Source organism: Pedobacter suwonensis (genome assembly GCF_900111825.1).
Taxonomy (GTDB): domain Bacteria; phylum Bacteroidota; class Bacteroidia; order Sphingobacteriales; family Sphingobacteriaceae; genus Pedobacter; species Pedobacter suwonensis.
This window is the reverse complement of record NZ_FOJM01000003.1, coordinates 309,159-332,375: the sequence shown is the minus strand read 5'-3', so window position 1 is coordinate 332,375 and position 23,217 is coordinate 309,159. Positions and strand designations below refer to the sequence as shown.

Genomic DNA, 23,217 nt, shown 5'->3' with positions numbered 1-23,217 from the left:
CCTAGGATATTCCCTTGTATGAATATTTTTCGATTTGATAAAAGCTATTTCTTCAGTTTTTTAAAGCTTTTCTTGTCTAATTTTCAGACAGATAAAATTTATGATTTTATTTTTTTAATATGCATTCGTCCAATCCTTTTATACTGTTTTTAAGCAAGATACAGTGTCTTCCGGTTAAAATTTAGTTGCTTTTATGTATGTCTGTCTATAATATGATTTCGGCTTGTATTTTTAATCATGCGTATTGTTTGTCAATTTTAAGTCATTATACCTGTTGATTTAGTTAAAATTTGTTAAAGTTCTATTTATCTCCATTATATTTAGCGTTCAAAATAATTAATCATTAACTAACTTAAATTTCATGAAAAAACTTCTACAAAGTTTGTTCGTACTTTTGTTTTTTGCAACTACTGCAATTGCTCAAGAAAGAACAATTACTGGTACGGTTACTTCTGCGGATGACAAATTACCTATTCCTGGAGTAAGTGTAAGAGTGAAAGGTACTCAAAGTGGTACCGTAACAGATGCAAGTGGTAAGTATTCTGTTAGGGTTCCTGCAGGATCAACTGTAATCGATTTTTCCTACATCGGTTACACTGCACAAAGCAGAACGATAGGTTCAGCTTCAACATTAAACGTTTCATTGGTTTCAGATTCAAAAGCCTTAAGTGAAGTTGTAGTAACTGCATTAGGTATCACAAGGCAGAAAAAAGATTTGGGTTACGCCGCAACTAGTGTTACAAGTAAAGAAATTACACAAGCAAAGGCTGTAAATGCGGTAAATGGATTACAGGGCAAAGTTTCTGGTATGAACATTACTACAACCAACAGTGGTGTATTCGAAAACGTTAAAATCAATCTTCGTGGTATTCGTTCATTAACAGGTAACAACAACCCGCTTTTGTTGTTAGATGGAGTTCAATCGGATATTAATTACCTTTCTTCAATCAATCCAAACGATATTGAGTCAGTAAACGTTCTGAAAGGTTCGGCTGGTGCTGCACTTTACGGACCTGATGCAAGGAATGGTGTAATTGTTGTAACTACTAAAAAAGGTTCTAGAGACGATAAGCCGGTCATTACATTAAGTAACTCAACTCAGTTTACCAACATTTCTTTCTTTCCTAAATTTCAAGAGAAATTCGGTTCTGGTGGCGGAGGAGAATATATTCCCTATGAAAACTGGTCATGGGGTCCTGCTCTCGATGGTTCTACTGTGGAGTTAGGTCACCAACTTCCTGACGGTACTACACAAACTACAGATTATAGTGCGAAAAATGATCGTAAAAAGTTTTTTAATACTGGAGTTACGATTCAGAATGATGTTTCTTTCGCATCAAAAGATTTTTACTTGAGTTTCCAGGATGCAAATATTAAAGGTATCGTTCCGGATGATAAAAACAGAAGAACAGGTATCAGACTAAATACATCAAAAGAATACGGAAGGTTCAAAGTGGCCGTAAATACAAACTATAGCCAGCAAAACTATAATGTTTTTGATGATGCAGCTATGGGCGGCTACAATGCGGCCAATAATGTGGGCTTAAATGGTGGTTTAATGAACTTAATCTTCAATACACCTGTGCAAGTTCCCCTTACATCTTATAAAGACTTTTTGGGTGATAAATTTTCAACGTATAATAACTATTTTAATGATTATGGTTTAAACCCATATTTTGCAATAGATAATTGGCGCAAAAATGGTAAACGTGAGGATTTTTTAACTAACGTAGAAATGAATTTCAAAGCTGCAGACTGGTTAAATTTTACTTATCGTGCAGCAATCACCAACCAAACAATCAATGAAAGAAGAAGCTCTAAGGGTGAAATTCCAAATGCTTTTGGTTTATCAAGATCATTTAAATTAATTCCTGGTGCTATTGAGGAGCGTTCATTCAAGAATACGCGTTTGTCATCAGAGGCGTTTGCATCAGCAAATAAAGACTTAGGTTCTGACTTTAAATTGAGCGCAATTCTTGGTACATATTATCGTCAGGATGAAGCTAGGGATACCCGTATCGGTGCATCAAGCTTAGTTGTGCCGGAATTATTCAATGTTGAGAACCGTGTGGGACAATTAACTGGATCTTCACCTTACCGCAGATCAAGATTGCTTGGTTTTTATGGAAGTGTTGGTTTGAATTATAAAGGTTGGGCGAACATTGAGGTAACCGGTCGTAATGATGAGACCTCTGTGTTGAGTTTAAATAATAATTCATTCTTTTATCCAGGTGTAAATGGTGCAGTTGTTTTAACCGATGCAATTGAAGCATTAAAAAACAACAAGGTTCTTTCTTACTTAAAATTAAGAAGTGCCTGGAATAAAACAGGTAATGCTGACATTAGTCCATATTTATTAGCAGCTACATTTTCGCAGCCAGCGGGCTTTCCGTTCGGAACATTACCAGGATATACGGCAAATAATACCACTTACGATGCAAACTTAAAACCTGAGTTTATCAGAAGTTTTGAGGTTGGTGCCGAAGCCGGTTTTATTAATGGCAGAATCAACATTGAAGCCACATATTTCAACCAAAAAATGACGGATCAGATCATTCCGATCAATGTGTCAGCTACGACGGGTTATACGAGCGCCTTTGTTAATGCCGCATCATTTGTAAATAAAGGTGTAGAGTTAGATTTAAAGTTGACTCCACTTGTTGATTTAGGTGATGTAAGGGTTAACTTCAGAGCAAATGCAACCTACAATGAAAACAATGTGACGAGTGTTTACTCCGGTCTAGATGAGGTGCTAATTGGTGGTTATGTGAATGCTTCTAACTATGTAGTAAAAGATAATCCGGCTTTCGTAATAAAAGCGACGGACTATGTTAGAGATCCTCAGGGAAGGGTAATCGTTGATCGCAATACTGGTCTACCAACTCAGGATCCAACGGCGAAAATATTTGGTCAAACGATGCCAAAATGGATTTTAGGATTTAACCCATCAGTAAGCTGGAAAGGACTAAATGTATCAGCTTTGTTCGAATACAAAACTGGCAACTATGCTTATCACAACATTGGCCCGGATATGGCCTGGACAGGTGTTGGCTATGCAACAGCGAGCAACAACCGTCAACCTTTTATTTTTCCAAACTCATCTATCGCAAATGCTGATGGAAGCTACTCACCAAACACGAATGTAACCATTAATAATAGTGAGAACTTTTACACTGGTGTTTATAGAACAGTGGGTACCAACTTCTTAACCAGTGCCGCATCTTGGAGATTAAGAGAGGTCGCTATTGGTTATGAAATTCCTGTAAAAGTTTTAGGAAATCAAAAGGTAATTAAAGGCTTATCTGTAGCCTTAACAGGAAGAAACTTAGCCTTGTGGTTACCTAAATCTAATATTTACACAGATCCTGATTTTACTTATACAGATACTAATACTTCTTTTGGTGTTGGAAGTTCAGGCACTGCGTCAAATAATAGAAACGGTATAAGTGATTCAACCATTAATCCACCAACACGTACATTCGGTGGAAATATCACTATAACTTTTTAATAGAGGAAATAAATAGATAAAGAAAATGAAAAAGATTATATATGCCTTTACTGTTTCATTATTTTTAATGACAGGCTGTAAAAAAAGTTTTTTTGATATCAACCAAAATCCCAATTCACCTACTGAAGGTTCAATTACTGCACAATTAATTTTACCTTCTACCCTGCAACGTACTGCGGCGAAGATGGCTACAGCATACAACTATTCTGCCTTGTGGATGGGTTATTGGGCTCGCTCGGGTACTTACGGGCCAAGTACTGAGCAGGAATCATATGCCATTACTACGAGTTTTAATTCAGGTCAATGGACTGCAACCAATACTGGTTGGTATGATATTTTGGCTGACGTTGACTTGATGGAGAAAAAAGCAGCCGTAACAGGTGAGACGTTCTATAGTGGAGCAGCTAAAGTAATTAAATCAATCGGTTTTATGTATCTGGTTGATCAATATGGAAATGTACCTTACTCGAAGGCTTTCGATTTTCAGGGAAATATTTTGCCTGCTTATGATAAAGGAGAAGATATCTACGCCAATTTATTGGTAAAGTTGGATGAGGCCGCTAAAATTTTTGCGAGTGCAAATGTTACTGCTGAAATGAAGACGGCAGATATCATGTTTAAAGGAGATTTGACCCGTTGGAGAAAATTGGCTAATACACAACGTTTAAAACTACTTATTCACCAATCGCAATATTTAAGTTCTACAGCGGTTGCTACTGAGATTGCAAAAATTACTGCCGATGGAAGTGGTTTTATTAATGCTGGTGCAAGCGCAAACGTAAATCCTGGTTTTGCAGTTATTAAAGATCAGCAAAATCCCTTCTGGGCAGCATACAAATTGACAGAACTAGGTGCTGTTGTTGACGACTATAATAGAGCAAATAATTACATTTTAGGTAAATTTAGAAACAATGAGGATATCCGTTACCAATATGTTTTCAGCCCTGCTGCAACACCACTTAACGGAAATACTTACTATGGTTACAACTACGGTGAAACCATCCCAAATAGTGCTCCTAAAGCGATCAACTCTTCTGATGTTGCTGGCCCTGGTTTAGCAAAAAGTGCAACACAAGATCAATGGTTATTTACATCAGTTGAAAGTTTATTTTTGCAGGCAGAAGCTATCCAGAGAGGATGGATATCAGGAAATGCACAAACTGCTTACAGAGCTGCAGTTCAGGAATCATTTGTTTGGTTAGGTGTTACAAATGCTGTTGCAACAGCGAATACCTATCTTGATCAAGCAAATCCTATTGTATCATGGAGTTCAGCAACCTCATCTGATGATAAGATTAAGCTAATTGATATGCAAAAATACTTGGCCTTAATTGGAATCAATAACTTTGAGGCATATGTTGATTACAGAAGGTTAGGTGTTCCTACTGACCTACCTTTGTCACTTTCACCTAGCCGTGGTAGTAATATCATTCCTTCCCGTTTGTTGTATCCACAAAGTGAGTATAACACTAATGCTGCTAATGTAGCTGCTCAGGGTACAATCAATGCTCAAACATCAAAGATTTTTTGGGATAAATAGTTAAAGAATCAATATGAAAAAATATTCAATATTATTATCTCTTGGTCTGTTAACCATGGGATTATCTTCGTGCCTGAAAGATGATATGATCGACGATCAAAAATATGGTATGATCAATTTAGATGCAAATAAGCTTGCTCAACTTCCTGTTACTTCGAATGCGTTTGCTTTATTACTGGAAAATAAAACTACTACACTTGATTTCTTGCAGGTAAGTTTGGCTTCTAGTGAACCAGCTACTGAGGATGTTACAGTTACTTTAAGTACAGATCAAACCGATGCTCAAATCGCGGCGTACAATACAGCCAACGGAGCGTCTGTTATGAAATTTCCTTCGGATAAATATACCTTGCCTAATGGCTTGAAGGTTACTATACCTAAAGGTTCAAGATCTGCTTATTTGAAGCTTACAACCAATCAGTCTGGGTTAGACCCTGCACATCCTTATGCTTTAGCTTTTAGGATCGTTGGGGTTGATAAGCCTGAGTACGTAATTAGTGGAAATTATAATACTACTTTAGTTAGAGTTTCAGCTAAAAACAGCTATGATGGAATTTATTCAATTAAAGCAGGTAATGTTCAGCGTTATTCTTCTCCAGGTGTTCCTACTGTTGGCGACGCTTTAAACGGTACCTTGGCTGGTAACCCAAATGTTACATTAAGTACAATCGACCAAAATACCGTGTTGGTTGCCGGATTAACATGGTTTGGTGGTACATCGGGTATTGCTGGAATAGATAATCTTCAAGCGGTAGTTGACCCAACGACAAACCTGGTAACGATGAAAGCGCTAGGCAATGCCACGCTCAGGAATATTCCGGGTGCTGTTAACAAATACGATCCAGCAACGAAAACTTTTACGCTTAATTTCGAATGGAATCCTACAGCTAATGTTAGACAGATTACTGGTTTAGTAATCACTTACAAAAGTTCTAGATAGAAGCATTTAAATTGCTGAAAAGGCCGTGTCACATTTGTTTGTGACACGGCCTTTTTCATAAATATCAATCTGCTTAAGGGAGGTTAGTCTATCTAATTGATATTATTGCAGATATATTTAACCTTCACTTTAGCTTATTTGTCGTGATTGAAGTGTTTGATAATATGCATCCGAATCATAATGGTTCAAATTGCTAAAGCGTCAAGTTTTGCACTGATGTGGCTTATCAGGGTTTTTATCTGGCTAATAGTGTTAATCAAGACTGTTTTTAATTATCTTTATGAATTCATTTAGCAGAATTGAAGTAGTTTACCAATGTTTTTAGTTCTTCATCATCCCTAAAGTTGGGCTTTTTGCTATTAATATATGCTGTTATATTTCTGCTATCTGCTAGTTCCAATATGGAAAGAAGTTGTTTTTTATCTCTTTTAAAGGGTATCATTTTGTCTTTGTAAAGCAAATAATAATTTACTGCTTTTTTGTTTTGTTTAACGGCATAAATGGAACCTGTAGGTCGCTCTTCGACAGTTTTGATTTGGTATTTTTTCAGTAATGTTAATGCGCCTTCTGACAGGACCTCATAGAATGACTTCGAATCGTTTCCATCGACTGTCGGAAAACCATTTTTAAATCTGTTTGCTGGTTTTTTATCACCGTCAGCATATAAGACAAATTCCGTGACTGGCGCTGCAAATGCTTGCACCTTACCCTGATCAGTTTTAAATATTGGTCTGTCATCTTTAATGTCATACATTAAATTTAACTTGTTATAGATTTTGTTGTCGGCTAATTTGACATCTCCAGCAGTCCATTCTGGATTAAAGAAGTTTACGCTGATTTTTTCAGACATCTTTCCTGATATATTAACATCATTGTTCCCGTACTGTAACTCCAGGCCTGTCTGTGCATAAAGCTTAGAGCTGGAAATCGCGAAAACTGATATCAGGGATGTCGCGAGAATTAAAGATTTTGTTTGCATATTTTGTGTGTTTTTTATGAAGGTAGCTATAAATTAAGATATAAAGATATGGTTCACTAACTAAATCAAATAATCCTCATCGGTTGTAAGCATATAATAGTGAAATTTTACTTTTTAAATCGGCCTTTGTCAATATAAATATCAAAGTTCAATAATCCCAAAGAACTTATTTCCGATTTTCAACTAAGTACGCGGATTCATCGATACTTAATCGCATACTGGTAATTTAAGTTAATAGATTAAAAAATTATCTTTGAAGTGTTCAAGCCTTTTTGAATGAGTCCTGACCCATATTTAGTAATTTCGATAGCTACGAGGAGGGCGGATTAGGGTTGCAACTTCTCGCAATACATATCGAATCCTCAAAAAACAATCAAGACGGATTCTTTTTAGCGAATTACATTATCCTACTCCTTAAAATCACGTTTTTATATAGATGCCTATACTATCCATAAGTCCACAAGAAAATCGATCTCATTTTCAGATGAATTTAGGCGCGAAACATGTAGTAAATAAAAATGTTCCATTTTACGATCTTTCTGTTGATTTAATCGATTTATTCCGCTTGGGTTTAACTAAAAACTTAATTATGTCTGTTTAATCAGTTTAATATTCAACTAAAAACTCAGTTTTATCTTGATTAAGCTTGTTTTTTTTTCAATTTTCGTGCTATTTTTTAACAAAGCAACTTAATTGTTAAAAAATGTTAAAAAATATTTGGTGTTATTCATAACTAACTATACATTAGCATCAATAAATCATTAACTAACCTATTTCTTAATTATGAAAAAACTTCTACAAAGTTTGTTCATGTTTTTGTGCTTGGCTACTGCCGGATATGCACAAGATCGGACAATCAATGGTACAGTTACAGCTGCGGAAGACAAATTACCAATTCCCGGTGTAAGCGTAAAAATTTCTGGTTCATCAGGAGGAACCGTTACAGGTGCAGATGGTAAATATTCTTTAAGAGTTTCAGGCTCTGCAACAACATTAATCTTTAGTTCTGTAGGATTTGTTACACAAACCAAGACAATCGGCTCGTCAACAACTGTAAATGCCGTTCTCATTTCTGACGCTACTTCGTTGTCTGAGATTGTTGTAACAGCGTTGGGAGAAAAAAGGGAAGCTAGAGCCCTAGGTTATGCTGCCACGGAAATAAAAGGTGAAAAACTTACGATTGCGAAAAACACCGATATTAGTACAGCATTAGCAGGTAAAGTCGCCGGTGTTCAGTTAAATGGATCACCAAGTTCCTCATTTGACAATGCCTCTGTAATTGTTCGTGGAATTAATGGTTTCACCGTTGGATCTCCTCTGTTTGTTGTAGATGGGACACCTGCAGACCAGGCAAATGTAAACATGGATAATATTGAAAGTATAACTGTACTTAAAGGAGCGGCGGCAACAGCATTGTATGGTCAGCGAGCTTACAATGGAGTTGTTATTGTAACTAGTAAAAAGGGAAGTAGAAAAGCAGGAACCTCAATTGAGATTAATTCCGGGCTTGCCATCGAAAAAACTTCTTTGTTACCTGATTATCAAAATGAATATGCTGGTGGATATACCGGACAATTCGAGAAATTTGTTTATGATCCAGCTATCCACCCCGCAACTTGGGCTGCTTTCAATGGACAAAATATGCTCGATTATGGCGCTGACGCAAGCTTTGGGCCGAAAATCGACGGTACAACCCTTTATCGTCCATATTATAGTTGGTATCCTGGCGAAGATTTTGGTAAGCTGGTTCCGTTAACTGCTCAACCAAATAATATTAAAGATTATCTAAAAAATGGTGGTTCTTATAATAACAGTATTGCATTCACATCTGGTGGAGAAGGTTATAATTTACGTGTTGGATACACTAACCAGACTAGATCTCTTGTTCAGGAGAATGCAAACCGGTCAATGAATATTTTAAATGTTAATGGATCGTACGATGTTAGTAAAAGATTTACTGTATCTACCGACATTCAGTTCGCCAAAGAGAGTAGGATTGGACAGCCTTATGAAACCTACCGAAATGATGGCTTAAATGTGGTTCAAGGATTTAACCAATGGTTTCAACGTCAATTAGACATGAATTACTTAAGAGATCATCAGGTGTTAGCTGACGGTACCGTGACTTCTTGGAATATAGGAAATCCAAATGGTACTGGAGATTTAAATGAAATTACGACTCCTCAATACTGGGATAATCCTTTCTGGGTTGTTAACAATAACTACAGGACTCAAAGAAACAATCGTTTAGTTGGTAATTTAGGTTTAAAATATGATCTGGGGAGTGGTTTAGCGCTTGCCGGTTTTTTAAGAGGTAATATCAACAATGAATCTGGTGACGAGCGTATGGCTACAGGTGGATTGCAACAGGATTATTTTAAAACAAGAAACTGGACAGATACCGAGTTTAACTACGAATTGAACTTAACTTATAATAAAACTTTTGGTGATTTCACTTTAAATGCATTGGCGGCAGGTAACATCCGTCATGAAAAAAGAGAAAGAATAGACATGGCTACAGCGGGAGGTCTAAGTTTTCCTAACTATTTTAACATTGCTGCGTCTTTAGCTCGTCCAACAGTGACCAACGATTATTACGAAAAAGAAGTTAGAAGTGTTTTCGGTAAAGCATCTTTGGGATATAAGAACTTTCTCTACTTAGATGTTACAGCCCGAAATGACTGGTCATCAGTATTTGCTCCAGATTTAAACTCATATTTTTATCCTTCGGTATCAGGATCATTCGTATTCTCAGAGTTCTTACCTACCAGTGTTAAAAATGCAGTTTCTTTTGGTAAGTTAAGATTGGCCTATGCCCAGGTAGGTTCAGATGTAGATCCTTATAGGGTAAATTTACAATATAATACTTCGCCAGCTTATGGCAGTAACCCTTCTTTGGCAATTGGTAATGAATTTAGAGATGGAAGATTAATCCCTGCTAAAACCAATTCATTTGAGGTAGGTACTGAAATGAAATTCTTGAAAAATAGAATCGGGTTAGATTTTGCTTACTACATCAATAAGAACAAAAACCAAATTTTAGCTGTAACGTTAAATGGTGCGACCGGTTATACAAGTAACTTAATTAATGCAGGTGATTTAACAAATAGAGGTTTTGAGTTTAGCTTAACTGGTACGCCGGTGCAGTCAAAAAACGTAAGTTGGGATTTGACAGTAAACTTTAGTAAATCTAAAACCATAGTTAATAAGATTACTGATAAACAAACGAACGTGATTTATCAAACAAGTACATTCTTTGGCAATACTTTAAATTTACGTGAAGGTGAAGAGTGGGGTTATATCTTGGGACGTACTTGGAATCGTGATGCAAATGGAAATGTCATCATTGCTGCCAGTGGTTTACCAACTTCAACAACCAATCAGTTTATTGGTTACGCTCGTCCAAAATTCAGTGGAGGTGTTTACAGTTCATTAAGGGTATTTGATTTCGATTTAGGATTTTCTATAGATTTCCAGAAAGGCGGTTTGTTTAACTCTACTACCCGTGCGTTCAATATGGGCAGTGGTTTATCTCAGGAAACCGTTGGTGTAAACGATAAGGGGATCGACTGGAGGTTGCCTGTTGCTCAAGGTGGCGGATATAAATTTGCTGGGGTTTTAGCAAATGGCCAACCTAATACAAGGTATGTAGCCGCGAGTACTGCTTTTTATAATGGTATGCAAACTGGCTCGGGTGAACTTTTTATGATCAGCGCATCATACCTTAAATTGCGGGAGGTTAGATTAGGTTATAATTTACCAAGTAAAGTTTTAGCAAAATCAGGTTTTCTTAAATCAGCAAACTTAGGTTTGGTTGTGGGTAATGCATGGCTAATTTCCGCCCCTGGAAAGAAATATGGCGTTGACCCATCAGAAATTGAAAATTTTTGGCAAGAAGGCGGGCAATTGCCGTCATCTCGCACCTTTGGTCTTAATTTAAGAGTTGGCCTTTAATTGATATGAATATGAAAAATATTAAAAGATATATATATATGGCTATTGGAGTTAGTATTTTAGCTTCAGGCTGTAATAAATTTCGCGAATTCGGTGATACGAATGTTGATCAAACAAGAGTTGCAAAAGCAGCAACGAAGGCTTTGTTAACTTACGCATTACAAAAAAGCCAGGTAAATGGTGCTACAAATACCAATGCTACTACTACATTGTCCTCAACCGGGGCAATTTTTGGACAGCATATTTCCGAAGGGCCGTATTTAACCGTGTCGCCATTTAATGACGCAGGAAGTACATTAAACCCAAGTTACTACTCCTTCTATTCTGAGGTTCTTAAAAATTTAAACCAGGTAATCACTTTTGCAAAAGCAGGTGCTCCTGAAGCTGATGCAGCAGCAAATGGTTCTTTAAATAACCAAATTGCCGTAGCTCGGATCATGAAAGCTTATGTGTTTTGGAAGGTTACCGACAGATGGGGTGATGTACCTTATACAGAGGCCCTAAACAGTAATAATATTACGCCCAAATTCTCAAAACAGGAAGATATTTATAAAGATCTTTTTAAAGAACTGAAAGAAGCTGTAGCCCAGATGGATGGTGGCGCCGGGCCAACAGGTGATATCATGTTTGGTGGAGATATGGCTTCTTGGAAAAAGTTTGCGGCTACCCAAAGATTGCTCATGGCGTTAAGACTCTCTAAAGTTTATCCTAACGCTGGTGATTTCGCTGCTACTGAATTTGCTTCTGCCGTTGCTGCTTCTCCGCTTACAGCAAGTGAAACATTAACTTATAAATTTTTAAGTGGAGATCCGAATAATTATAATCCTTGGTATAACAACTACAGTATTTCTAATCGTAATGATTTTGCGATCAGTAAAACCTTGGTTAATATCATGAAAAATAATGGTACAGGTACCGATCCAAGGTTACCGGTTTATGGTGAGGTTTTAGCCGGAAATCAAGTTATTGGATTAGAGTTTGGCACACAGGTACAAACAAATATTCCTAATTCTTATAGTCGCATTGGTTCTACTTTACGTGGTGCAGGCTCACCTGCATACATATTTACTGGTGCACAGGTACAGTTTGCGCTTGCAGAAGCAGCAAAAAGAGGGTGGATCTCTGGTGGTGACGTTTCTGCAGCTACTTATTATAATGCAGGTATTGATGCTTCGCTTGCCCAATATGGTGTAACTGATCCAACATTTAAAACTGTTACAGGCATTTTATATAATCCAACTACGGCTTTACAGCAAATTGGAACCCAAAGGTGGATCGCATTATACTTAGACGGATGGGAAGCTTGGAGTGAATTTAGGAGAACAGGTTTTCCTGCCCTGGTTCCAGGTCCTAACTCACAAAATGGAACAGTTATTCCTAGACGTGTCGGTTATCCTACAGCTGATCAGACAACAAACAGAGATAACTACAATGCCGCAATAGCTCAACAGGGCTGGACAAATAATAGTATTAATAATAGGGTGTGGTGGGATAAACCATAGTTTATTTAATTATTAAATTCAAAGGGGCTTTATTTAATAAAGCTCCTTTTTTATTAAAATATATATTATGAAAAATGTTGCTAAAGTGTTAATATTATTTATTTTATCAATAATTAATGTTGTAAATGCTCAAGAAGTATTCAGACTAAAGGAGTCAATTGGGATGCCGCTCAGGTCAAGAAGTTATATTGATCTAAAAGGATCGCCTTATTTTGTAGATATATGGAGTAAGGGCTTAGTTAAGCAATCAAACGGGCAAAAATTAAGGGATATTGATCTGAAATATGACCAACTCCAAGATGAGTTGATATTTAAAAATACTGATGGCCGCGAACTTGGCTTTGCTGTTCCTGTAACCGAGTTTAAGATTAGCTATATTATTAATGGATCGACAAAATCGTCAATATTTAGAAATGGATTTGAGCCTTTTAAGGGATCTACGGCACAGAATTATTATGAAATTTTATATGAAGGAAAATTGAGTTTAGCTAAAAAGAATGTGAAACGAATAGAAGAATACAGAGAATATAATTCGGCTACCATAACGAAATCAATTATTGAAAGAGTTAAATACTATTACTATAAAGCAAATAAGCTATCAGAATTCAAAAGAGACACCAACTCAATTAAGGAGGCTTTTGGCGATCATGCAGATTCATTACTTACATACATCCGTGAAAATAAACTGGATTTAAAAAATGATATGGATCTGATTAAAATATTTGACTATTATTCGACTCAAGTCAACTAATACACCTATTGATTTAGATTAATTAACCGAATTCTTAAAATGGATCTTTAAAAACGAAGAGGTTGTATTTACAAGCTTTTTCTTTTTACCTGTATTAGCTTGCTTTGTGATTTATATGATTTTACTGATCGATGCATTGTAGCAGCATCCTATCGTGCTGGTTTTAGGTTAACATTCCTCATATTTTCTTTGGATTTATCACTATCTTAACCGCCGTCTCTTCAAGTAATTGATCAGGGCTGTGGACACTTACCCCTTATCGCCAAATAACTCACGGAAAACTTCCATAAGGCATATCTTTTAGAATTTATAATTATAACCAAACTTGAGGTGCCAATTCAACAAGGTAATCAAAGAAGAATTAACTGGTTATAGTACCTTTTATTTAAAACAATTGACCGTTTCATAAGAAGTTGGAATGGATTTTTATACCCTACTTGATGTTGGTTTAGGCGCTGTGTCAACGAAAAAGATACCAAATGAGAATGGCGCAGAATTAGGTCTTTTTACCAGATGTAACGGATAAAATTAATTCAAGGTTGTAGGTTGTTAGTCCTTACTATGCTATGCCATTAAAACTATTAAAATGATAATTAGTTTTCATAAATATCGCAAAATGGATTTATAGTAACCCCGAGATTGATCATGTTATTATCGCTATGACACCTTGAATTGTATTTTTCTATTTGTCAGAAAAAGGATAATTTCTAGAGAAGTTCTAAAAAAAAACTAGAAGCATCTTAATAGTGTGAAACCTAAACTCTAATTCAATTTTAATGTATTTGTATCTTTTTTGTTTATTTATATCATTGTTTTATAGGTGTTTAAATCTTAAATGTGTTTTTTTATACGTTAAATAGATTTTTTCAGCGATTACTTCGTCAATTAATTAAAATAACCTTTTTTATTTTTTTTGTAAAATTTGCACCACGTCCTCGTAAGTGTTATATTTAGTTATTAAACGGAAACTAAATTAACTTTATTAAGGATTAGGATGTTAAAATTTGCTCCCATTTCTGTTATTGCAGCCGGAGCAATAAATCGAAATTGAACAACTAAGCGGACTTAGTTGACTATTCACGATATGATGGTCATCATATACATGATTTCAAATACAGCATGTACATCCCCGTGTAGTACAAGTCAAATTGACCAACAAATTATTATCAGTATGTCTTAATCCGTGATTTAATTAGTTTATATAACTATTTTTTATTGTAAAATTTGCATTACAAAATACTAAATTCTATATTGCATTATCATTAACTAAACTTAACTTTTTTATGAAAAAACTTCTACAAAGTTTGTTCATATTGCTATTTATTGCCACCTCAGCAATAGCGCAAGAAAGAACAATCACTGGGACGGTTACGGCTCACGAAGATGGGTTACCGCTCCCTGGCGTAAGTGTCAAAATTAAAGGCGCAATTGGCGGTACAACTACTGGCGCCGACGGTAGATACTCAATTAGAGCCAATAATGGTGCAACACTTGAGTTTTCTTCAGTTGGATTTGTAACCATTTCTCGAGTACTAACCACATCTAATACTGTAAACGTAAGTTTATCAAACGAAGCAAGAACACTAACCGATGTGGTTGTTGTTGGTTATGGATCTGTAGCCCGTAAAGATGTTACCGGTTCTCAATCAAGTATTGCCGCTAAAGAATTTAATGACAGGGCAATTCCATCCTTTGATAAAGCTTTAGCGGGTAAAGCTGCAGGTGTGCAGGTAATTACTCCAAATGGTTTACTCGGGCAGCCAGCTCAGGTACGGATTCGTGGTACAAATACGATCACGTCAGGTCAGGGACCTCTTTATGTAGTAGATGGAGTGCCAATTTTTTCTGGGGATGTTGGTGGTTTCACCTCATCGAATGCGTTAGCCGATATCAATCCAAATGACATTGAATCTTTCGAAGTATTAAAAGATGGTGCTTCTACAGCGATTTATGGATCAAGAGCTGCTGGTGGCGTAATCTTAATTACTACCAAAAAAGGTAAATCTGGTCAGGCTACTTTTACTTATGATGGCTATTATGCAGTAGGTAAAGTTTCTAAAAGATACAATCAGCTGAACGCGGAAGAATTTATCGAAATTGCTAACGAACGTTTAGTTGCTGCAGGTAATGCACCACAGGCTTTTTCAATGCCAGATGGACAAGGCGGAATCGTAGATACAGATTGGCAGGATTATCTGTTCAGAACCGCACAGCAACAAAACCACAGTGTTTCTGCTGCAGGTGGTAATGAAAAGGCTAAGTATTATTTCTCATTGGGGTATAGCGATCAAGAAGGTGTAATTGTTGCAAACTCATTGAAAAGATATTCGATCAAAGCAAATTTTGATCAAAAAGTAAACAAAGTATTTAGTTTTGGATTAACGTCTGGCTTTACTTATCAGGATAATACAGGGCCTCAAACCGGTAGTAATACCCTATCAGGAAATATTTTTGGTGGTTTGCGTATGTTACCAAACGTTCCCGTATACGATGCAACGAATGTTACAGGCTATAATATTGCGCCTAACAGGACGGCATTAGGAAGAGGAAATAACCTAATTACCATCTCCGATAATATTGGTAACCAACGTTTCGTATTGGACAATAACATCAGAAGGTCACAGACTTATCGTTTGCTGGCTACTGCATATGCAGAGGTTAACCTTTTCGACGGTTTAAAATTCAGAACCCAGGTAGGTGTTGATAATCAAAACATTGATGATTTTATTTATACTGATCCACGAGCAGGCGATGGTGTGAGTAGCAATGGTAGCATGTCTCAAGCTTTCAGCCCGATCATCAGATTGAATCTTCAAAACGTTTTATCATATAATAAAAGTTTTGCTGATGCACATAACTTAAGTGTGACCTTGGTTCAGGAATTTCAAAATGACAGATCATCTTTTTATCAGGCATCTATTTCAAACTTAACGGATATTTACTGGAATCAAAATATTGTAAGTGGTACATTCGTAACGCCAACTGCGACTGGTGGTTTGGTAAGAACAGCACTGGAGTCTTACCTTGCCCGTGTAAACTACAACTTTAAAAACAAGTATTATATTGGTGGTTCAATACGTTCAGATAAAAACTCCAATTTACCTACGGCTAACCGTGTAGGTTACTTTCCTGGCGTATCGGCAGCCTACCGTATTTCAGAAGAATCATTTTTCAAAAATTCATCAGGTTTAAGTTTTGTATCTGATTTACGTCTTCGTGGTTCGTACGCTGAAGTAGGTAATGTTAACATTGGTAACTTCAGGTATTTGGGTCAATATAATGCAGCCGTTTACGGTGCGCAACCAGGAATTGGTTTCAGTAATATTGGAAACTATAATCTTCAATGGGAATCTCAAAAGAAAGTTGATGTTGGTTTAGAGTTAGGTTTATTTGCAGGCAGATTAAATTTCACAGCAGATTACTTCAGGCAAAATACAGACGGGTTGGTACAAAATGCACCAACAGCACCATCTTTAGGTGTACCGTCAAATACCATTACCCAAAACATCGGAAATATTGTTAACTCTGGATTTGAGTTCTCATTGAGTGGAGATATTGTGAAAACAGATAATTTCACCTATAATGCAAACTTCACTTTCACTACTCAGAAAAACATTGTTGGTTCACTAAGAGAAGGACAGGATCAGATCAGTACCTATAACATCATTCGTGTGGGTGAGTCTTTAAATTCTTTCTATGGATATGAATATGCTGGTGTAAATCCTGCGAACGGTAACCCTTTATATATTAAAGGAAATGGCCAGATCATTCAAGGTAACATTACCAACCAAACTTATAACGTTTACGACCCCTCTAACCCAAGTGCAACTGGTGTATCAGCCATATTATCAGCAACAACGGATAAAAAAGTTCTTGGAAGTTCATTGCCAAAATGGTTTGGTGGCTTAAACAATACATTTACTTATAAAGGATTTGATTTGAATGTGTTTTTAAGATTTCAAGGAGGCAACAAAATTTATAACAGAACCCGTGTGGATCAATTAAATCAAAACTTTGTTAATAATGGTACTGAGATTTTAGGCAGATGGCAAAGTGCTGCTAATCCTGGTGACGGGGTAACGCCAAGACAATGGTTTGGAAGATCAACTTTTATCAACAGGGATGGCGATGCTACAACGCGTTTCCTTGAAGATGGCAAGTTCCTAAGATTGGATAACGTAGCTTTTGGTTACAATGTACCCAAAAGCGTATCAAGCAAATTAAAAGTTAGCGGAATTAGACTATATGCTTCGGCGCAAAACTTATTTGTGATTACAGGTTATAAAGGTCTTGATCCGGAAACGAATACTACTGGTGCTGGCGTAGACTTTAACGGAAACCCTCAACAACGCACCTTTACTTTTGGAGCTAATTTAAGATTTTAACTGAAAAGAATTTGAAAATGAAAAGAAGACATTTTATAAATAGAAAGGCATGGGTTCTGCCATTGATTGGCTTAATGTTATTCGCCGGATCGTGCAAAAAATACACGGAACTTGTTCCAGACAATACTTTTGCTGAGGATGATGCGTATTCGAACCCGCAAAGAGCTGCCTTAGCTATTACAGGTGTATACAGTGCTGCGCAGTCAAGTCCATATACGGATAATACGAACCGTGGGTATCCTTTTGGTGCCGCCAATACTATTCAGGGTGATATGAGGGGAGAAGACATGATGGCTATCCCGTCCTTCTTCCTGATTACTTATGAAAATAGCTATGATGCTACCACCGCAAACAATACTGCTATGTGGACAAGTTTATATGCAACTATTAACCGAGCCAACATTGTAATTACTAAATTAAAAGAGGCAGCAGCTGCAGGAACAATCTCAACTGATGTAGAAACAGCAGGTGAAGCGGAGTGCCGTTTTCTAAGGGCTTTGAGTTATCATGAATTGTTAATTCATTTTGCCCGTCCTTATAATGAAACTGCTGGAGCAACGCATCAGGGTGTAGTGTTAAGGACTGTAGGAATCAATACACCGGAATTGGTAGATCAGTATAAAAACGACGGCCGTGGTACTGTAAAGCAAGGTTATGATTTAATTATTGCTGATCTTGATTTTGCCGAAGCCAATCTGGCTGCGCAATCAACAGCATCACTTAGAATTACCAGAGCAACAAAAGGGGCTGCTATTGCGCTCAAAACGAGAGTCAAATTACACATGGGAGATTATGCAGGCGTGATTACAGAAGGAGCTAAGCTTGGTACAGCTGCAACATCAGCTACATTTACTGCTCCTACAGCATTGGGTGGCTATGCTTTAACTGCAACACCAGATGGCCCATTTGCCAGTGTTGGTGCAAATTATGGAAATACTGAATCAATTTTCTCTATTGAAAACTCAACGATCCGTAACGCAGGTACAAACGGTTCATTAAGTACCATGTATTCTAAAGCTCCGGGAAGAGCACTTGTGGTAATCTCTCCAATTATCTGGAATGATCCGTCGTGGAAAGCTACAGATGCCCGTAGAACGCTATTATCAACTACAGATGCTGCAACTGGTGTAGCTGCTAAATATTATTTTAGCGCAAAATACAAGGATCCTGCCACCTGGACTGATGCCAATCCAATCATCAGATATGCAGAAGTATTATTAAATGTTTCTGAAGCTTATGCAAGAACAGGAAATGCAACCCAGTCTTTAGCCTTATTAAATGCGGTTAGAAACAGATCAGTCCTTGCTGCAGATAGATATACTGCCGACAGTTTCCCAACTCCAGCCAGTTTGATCCAAGGCATTATCAACGAAAGAAGAATAGAATTTTTAGGTGAAGGTAAACGATGGATGGATATTCACCGTTTAGCGAAAGAGAATTTATATGGTCCTAATGGTATTCCGGCTAAAACGAGTTCTACAGTAGCTTTCTCCGCATACAACGCAGCTGCAGGTTATACAGGCGCAAGATCTATTGCCGCAATTCCTTATGCAGGTGCAACTACAAGTTTTAGATTTATCTGGCCTATCCCAACCGTTGAAACTCAGGCTAACCCTGTTTTGGCTCAACAGCAAAACCCAGGTTACTAAGCGACATGAATGATTTGCGGTAGCAAATCATTCCAACTTTTTTCTTGCAGTAAGTACAAAGGCAATAAAAGCAATGAACAGAAAGCTTAACAAAATTGCAAATACTGCGAATTGCAGGTATTGAGATAGAAGCAATTGCCAGAGAGATGAATATGGTATTACAGGGTTTGATCAACTATTAAGGAAAATTCTACAGTACAAAGTTACGAGACTTTTTACGAATGTTAATGCAAGTTCGCTAACTGGGCAATCAAGGAAATATAAAGTTTTGAGCGTTCGTTTGATCAGTTCGATGAAATGGGTTAAGGTGTTTACGCAAACGAAAACCACATTTGCTTGCCTAATGGACATTCGGCTCAAAGCCTACTGAGGCATTGTGATATTAAGAGCCGTATGATGGAGACCATCACGGACGGTTCTGTGAGAATTTCGGGTTGAAATACCTGGGTTTACTCGATAGATAGATCACCACAAAAATGGCGGGCTTAATTTAAGCCCGCCATTTTTTTAAATTAGCATATCAATTATTTAAACAAGTTAAATCTTTACTTCTTATCAACGCTATATTTTCCGGGGCCGATAAAAATCAACCCGATAAATACAATAGCTAATTCAATGGCATGACTGGCACCTTGTAAGCCTTCCCCTTCGCTAAAATGAACCAGCGCGGCTATTATCATTGTAATAATCAACAACACCAGTGCCGGTCGGAAAAATAATCCTACAATCAACAGGAATCCACCAAAAGTTTCAGTTGCGGCAGCCATGAAACCCCAAAATATGGGCATAAAATCTATGCCGATTACTTTCATACTTCCTCCTAAACTGGTCCAGCCACCTGGGCCGCCTGCCAGTTTGGGGAAACCATGAATGATAAACATGATACCTAAACCAATCCGAAGCAGCAATAAGCCCGTATTGCGGTATTTTCCTAAATTGTCTAAAATTGCCATCTTATAAATATTTAAATTGAACGTTATTTACCTCTACTTTTAAGTTCACCTCAGCACCTAAAACCATACTGAGGTTATTGTCGATATGCCCTGTTGGGAAATTAAAGCAGACCGGATAACCATATTCTTTAACCAGATCCCAGGCTACCTCATCAGCAGTTTGCCCGAAAGGGATTTTTTCTTCTTCAATTTCAGTAAAGGCACCAAGAATCAATCCCTTTAAGTTTTTTAACTTTCCCGCTCTTTTCAGCATACGCAACATGCGATCTATACCATATTCCTGTTCACCTACATCCTCCAAAAAGAGAATTTTATCGGTAAAATCCATTTCCGAAACCGAGCCCTGTACCATCGTAAGCAAGCTTAAATTGCCACCGATTAAAATTCCGCTTGCCTCCCCTTCCCTGTTTTTAAACAAGCTTTGATACGAATAGGTCTGTTTCTCGCCAAATAAAGCCTTTTCTAAAGAGCTTAAAGCCTCAGGAGTAGACTCATCAAATGTATAGGGCATTTGGGCATGTATACATTGGCAATTGCATTGTGCAATCAGATGAGATAGCAAAACCGTAATATCGCTGAAACCCACCAACCATTTCGGGTTTTTGTTAAATTCAGTAAAGTCAAGGTCGTCAATAATCCGGATGGTACCATAGCCCCCACGTCCTGAAATAATGGCTTTGATAGATGGATCAGCTAAAAAACGCTGAATATCTTCCGCTCTTAAGGCATCATCCCCTGCAAATTGATGGTGGCTGGCATATACACTTTCGCCAATAACAACTTCCAGGCCCCAGCTTTCCAGTTGCGCTATCGCATGGTCTATCGGTTTGGGTAATTTCTTTGCCGGACATACCAGTGCAATCTTATCTCCTTTTTTTAAATATGGTGGCTGCTTAATCATCTTCAAAACACTTATCTTTGCCAAATTAATAAAAATTGTTTTGGATAATAGTAAAATAAAAAGATATACCGTAACTGCAGCGCTTCCGTATACAAACGGACCGGTTCATATTGGACACCTGGCTGGTGTTTACATCCCTGCAGATATTTATGCCCGTTATTTAAGATCGAATAAACGCGATGTAAAATTCATTTGTGGATCTGATGAAAATGGTGTACCCATTACGCTAAAAGCCAAAAGGGAGGGGATTACGCCTCAGGAAGTGGTAGATAAGTACCATAAAATTATTGGCGATTCTTTTAAAGAGTTTGGGGTATCTTTTGATATCTATCACCGTACTTCATCGCTTACCCATCACCAAACTGCTGCTGATTTCTTCGAAACCCTTTACAAAAAAGGTGTATTTACAGAAGAAATTACCGAACAATATTACGATCCCACTGCAAAACAATTTTTGGCCGATCGGTACATAACAGGTACCTGCCCTAAATGTGGCAATGAAAACGCGTATGGCGATCAGTGCGAAAACTGCGGTTCTACACTCAATGCGACCGACCTGATCAATCCAAAATCGACCTTATCTGGTGATAAACCCATCTTAAAGGAAACTAAAAACTGGTTTTTGCCACTTGATAAATATGAAGACCGTTTACGGACGTATATCGAAAGCCATAAAGAATGGCGACCAAATGTGTACGGCCAATGCCAAAGCTGGTTAAATGCAGGTTTACAACCCAGGGCCATGACCAGAGATTTGGATTGGGGGGTGCGTGTTCCGCTCCGAGATGCCGAAGGTAAGGTACTTTATGTGTGGTTTGATGCGCCAATCGGATATATTTCTGCAACCAAAGAGTTATGCAACTATGCTAAGCTTGATGTTTGGAACCCAAAAGCAGAAGAATATTATATTAATAACTACGAAAACGACAAATGTGGTTGGGAAGAATACTGGAAAAGTGATGAAACCAAGTTAGTTCACTTTATCGGCAAAGATAATATCGTTTTCCATTGCATTATTTTCCCCGCAATGTTAATGGCCCATGGCGAATATACTTTGGCTGATAATGTGCCGGCAAACGAATTTTTAAACCTTGAAGGACAAAAAATATCAACGTCCAAAAACTGGGCTGTTTGGTTAAATGAATATTTAAGAGAGTTTGAAGGGAAACAGGATGTACTGCGTTATGTATTAACGGCAACCGCACCTGAAACTAAAGACAATGACTTTACCTGGAAAGATTTTCAGGCCAGAAATAATAACGAACTGGTAGCGATACTGGGTAATTTTGTAAACCGGGTGGTGGTGCTTACGCATAAATACTTTGATGGTGCTGTACCAACCTGTATGGAAATTACTGAAATAGATAGGGCCGTTATTGATGAATTGGCTGGTTATCCGGCTAAAATTGCTGCATCTATAGAAAACTACCGTTTTAGAGAAGCTTTATCGGAAGTAATGAACGTTGCGCGTTTGGGTAATAAATACCTGGCCGAAACCGAACCCTGGAAACTGATTAAGACAGACGAAGACCGCGTAAGGACAATCTTACATATTGCACTTCAAATAGCCGCCAATATTCAGATCCTTATAGAACCTTTTATGCCTTTCACCGCAGAAAAGTTAATGAAAATGCTTAAAAATGGCGGTCATGATTGGAATGATGCAGGTACGGTTAACCTGTTAAAACGTGGTCACGATATTGGAGAAGCTGTACTCTTATTTGAAAAGATAGAAGATGCAGAAATCGACTTCCAGATCGAAAAACTGAATCAAAGCAAAGCCAGTAATGCAGCTAATAACGTTGTTGCTGTTCCGGCAAAAGAAAATATCCAGTTTGATGATTTCTCTGCGATGGATATCCGGGTAGCCACTATTGTAGCTGCAGAAAAGGTAGAGAAAACCAAAAAGCTGTTAAAGTTAACCGTAAATACGGGCATTGATGAGCGGACGGTGGTTTCTGGCATTGCAGAATATTATAAACCTGAAGATATTGTGGGTAAACAGGTAAGTATGATTGTGAATCTGGCGCCTAGAGAGATCAAAGGTATTTTATCGCAAGGTATGATTTTAATGGCCGAAAATGCTGAAGGCAAACTCACTTTCGTAGCACCTGTAGAAAAATTTCAGGAAGGCAGTGTAATCAGGTAGTATTTA

Annotated in this window: 12 protein-coding genes; 9 read left to right on the top strand and 3 right to left on the bottom strand. The window is 37.4% G+C overall.

What is annotated here, in order from left to right:
- Positions 1 to 361 precede the first annotated feature (361 nt).
- From BM107_RS05935 to BM107_RS05925, 3 genes are read left to right on the top strand one after another with little or no spacing between them, the layout of a single operon-like run.
- On the top strand, positions 362 to 3,508 hold the full coding sequence (locus BM107_RS05935; RefSeq protein ID WP_090981242.1) for a SusC/RagA family TonB-linked outer membrane protein: 3,147 nt from the start codon (positions 362 to 364) through the stop codon (positions 3,506 to 3,508).
- A 25-nt stretch (positions 3,509 to 3,533) separates the two neighbouring features.
- Positions 3,534 to 5,048, top strand: a complete 1,515-nt coding sequence (locus tag BM107_RS05930; RefSeq protein WP_090981241.1) for a SusD/RagB family nutrient-binding outer membrane lipoprotein — start codon at positions 3,534 to 3,536, stop codon at positions 5,046 to 5,048.
- 13 nt (positions 5,049 to 5,061) lie between these two features.
- The gene (locus BM107_RS05925; RefSeq protein WP_090981239.1) at positions 5,062 to 5,988 is read left to right on the top strand and encodes a BT_3987 domain-containing protein; all 927 of its coding nucleotides are present in this window, start codon (positions 5,062 to 5,064) and stop codon (positions 5,986 to 5,988) included.
- 286 nt (positions 5,989 to 6,274) lie between these two features.
- Here BM107_RS05925 and BM107_RS05920 read toward each other — a convergent pair whose 3' ends face one another.
- Positions 6,275 to 6,967 carry a hypothetical protein gene (locus BM107_RS05920; RefSeq protein WP_090981237.1) on the bottom strand — a complete coding sequence of 231 codons (693 nt, stop codon included), beginning with the start codon at positions 6,965 to 6,967 and terminating at the stop codon, positions 6,275 to 6,277.
- 783 nt (positions 6,968 to 7,750) lie between these two features.
- Between BM107_RS05920 and BM107_RS05915 the strand changes: the two genes are divergently transcribed.
- From BM107_RS05915 to BM107_RS05895, 5 genes are all read left to right on the top strand, one after another.
- Positions 7,751 to 10,921 (top strand): SusC/RagA family TonB-linked outer membrane protein, encoded by a 3,171-nt coding sequence (locus BM107_RS05915; protein ID WP_090981235.1) that lies wholly within the window; start codon positions 7,751 to 7,753, stop codon positions 10,919 to 10,921.
- Between the two features lie 11 nt (positions 10,922 to 10,932).
- Complete coding sequence (locus BM107_RS05910) at positions 10,933 to 12,423, top strand: SusD/RagB family nutrient-binding outer membrane lipoprotein (protein WP_159435203.1); 1,491 nt, start codon at positions 10,933 to 10,935, stop codon at positions 12,421 to 12,423.
- A 67-nt stretch (positions 12,424 to 12,490) separates the two neighbouring features.
- Positions 12,491 to 13,174, top strand: coding sequence for a hypothetical protein (locus BM107_RS05905; protein WP_090981232.1), 684 nt, complete (start codon positions 12,491 to 12,493; stop codon positions 13,172 to 13,174).
- 1,283 nt (positions 13,175 to 14,457) lie between these two features.
- Positions 14,458 to 17,559, top strand: a complete 3,102-nt coding sequence (locus BM107_RS05900; RefSeq protein ID WP_090981230.1) for a SusC/RagA family TonB-linked outer membrane protein — start codon at positions 14,458 to 14,460, stop codon at positions 17,557 to 17,559.
- A 17-nt stretch (positions 17,560 to 17,576) separates the two neighbouring features.
- Positions 17,577 to 19,208, top strand: a complete 1,632-nt coding sequence (locus BM107_RS05895; protein WP_208864340.1) for a RagB/SusD family nutrient uptake outer membrane protein — start codon at positions 17,577 to 17,579, stop codon at positions 19,206 to 19,208.
- Positions 19,209 to 19,753: 545 nt separating this feature from the next.
- Here the strand turns inward: BM107_RS05895 and BM107_RS05890 are convergent.
- Positions 19,754 to 20,161 (bottom strand): DoxX family protein, encoded by a 408-nt coding sequence (locus tag BM107_RS05890; protein ID WP_090981228.1) that lies wholly within the window; start codon positions 20,159 to 20,161, stop codon positions 19,754 to 19,756.
- 1 nt (position 20,162) lies between these two features.
- Positions 20,163 to 21,062, bottom strand: coding sequence for a S66 peptidase family protein (locus tag BM107_RS05885; RefSeq protein WP_090981227.1), 900 nt, complete (start codon positions 21,060 to 21,062; stop codon positions 20,163 to 20,165).
- Positions 21,063 to 21,102: 40 nt separating this feature from the next.
- On the opposite strand from BM107_RS05885, the gene metG reads away from it, so the two are divergent.
- A complete protein-coding gene (metG, locus tag BM107_RS05880; protein ID WP_090981436.1) occupies positions 21,103 to 23,211 on the top strand; it encodes a methionine--tRNA ligase in 2,109 nt (702 codons plus the stop codon).
- Positions 23,212 to 23,217: the final 6 nt, after the last annotated feature.

Bases quoted from the DNA above. Each gene is read 5' to 3' on its own strand.
- BM107_RS05935 (WP_090981242.1), top strand. From the start codon at position 362: ATGAAAAAACTTCTACAAAGTTTGTTCGTACTTTTGTTTTTTGCAACT.
- BM107_RS05930 (WP_090981241.1), top strand. From the start codon at position 3,534: ATGAAAAAGATTATATATGCCTTTACTGTTTCATTATTTTTAATGACA.
- BM107_RS05925 (WP_090981239.1), top strand. From the start codon at position 5,062: ATGAAAAAATATTCAATATTATTATCTCTTGGTCTGTTAACCATGGGA.
- BM107_RS05920 (WP_090981237.1), bottom strand. From the start codon at position 6,967: ATGCAAACAAAATCTTTAATTCTCGCGACATCCCTGATATCAGTTTTC.
- BM107_RS05915 (WP_090981235.1), top strand. From the start codon at position 7,751: ATGAAAAAACTTCTACAAAGTTTGTTCATGTTTTTGTGCTTGGCTACT.
- BM107_RS05910 (WP_159435203.1), top strand. From the start codon at position 10,933: ATGAAAAATATTAAAAGATATATATATATGGCTATTGGAGTTAGTATT.
- BM107_RS05905 (WP_090981232.1), top strand. From the start codon at position 12,491: ATGAAAAATGTTGCTAAAGTGTTAATATTATTTATTTTATCAATAATT.
- BM107_RS05900 (WP_090981230.1), top strand. From the start codon at position 14,458: ATGAAAAAACTTCTACAAAGTTTGTTCATATTGCTATTTATTGCCACC.
- BM107_RS05895 (WP_208864340.1), top strand. From the start codon at position 17,577: ATGAAAAGAAGACATTTTATAAATAGAAAGGCATGGGTTCTGCCATTG.
- BM107_RS05890 (WP_090981228.1), bottom strand. From the start codon at position 20,161: ATGGCAATTTTAGACAATTTAGGAAAATACCGCAATACGGGCTTATTG.
- BM107_RS05885 (WP_090981227.1), bottom strand. From the start codon at position 21,062: ATGATTAAGCAGCCACCATATTTAAAAAAAGGAGATAAGATTGCACTG.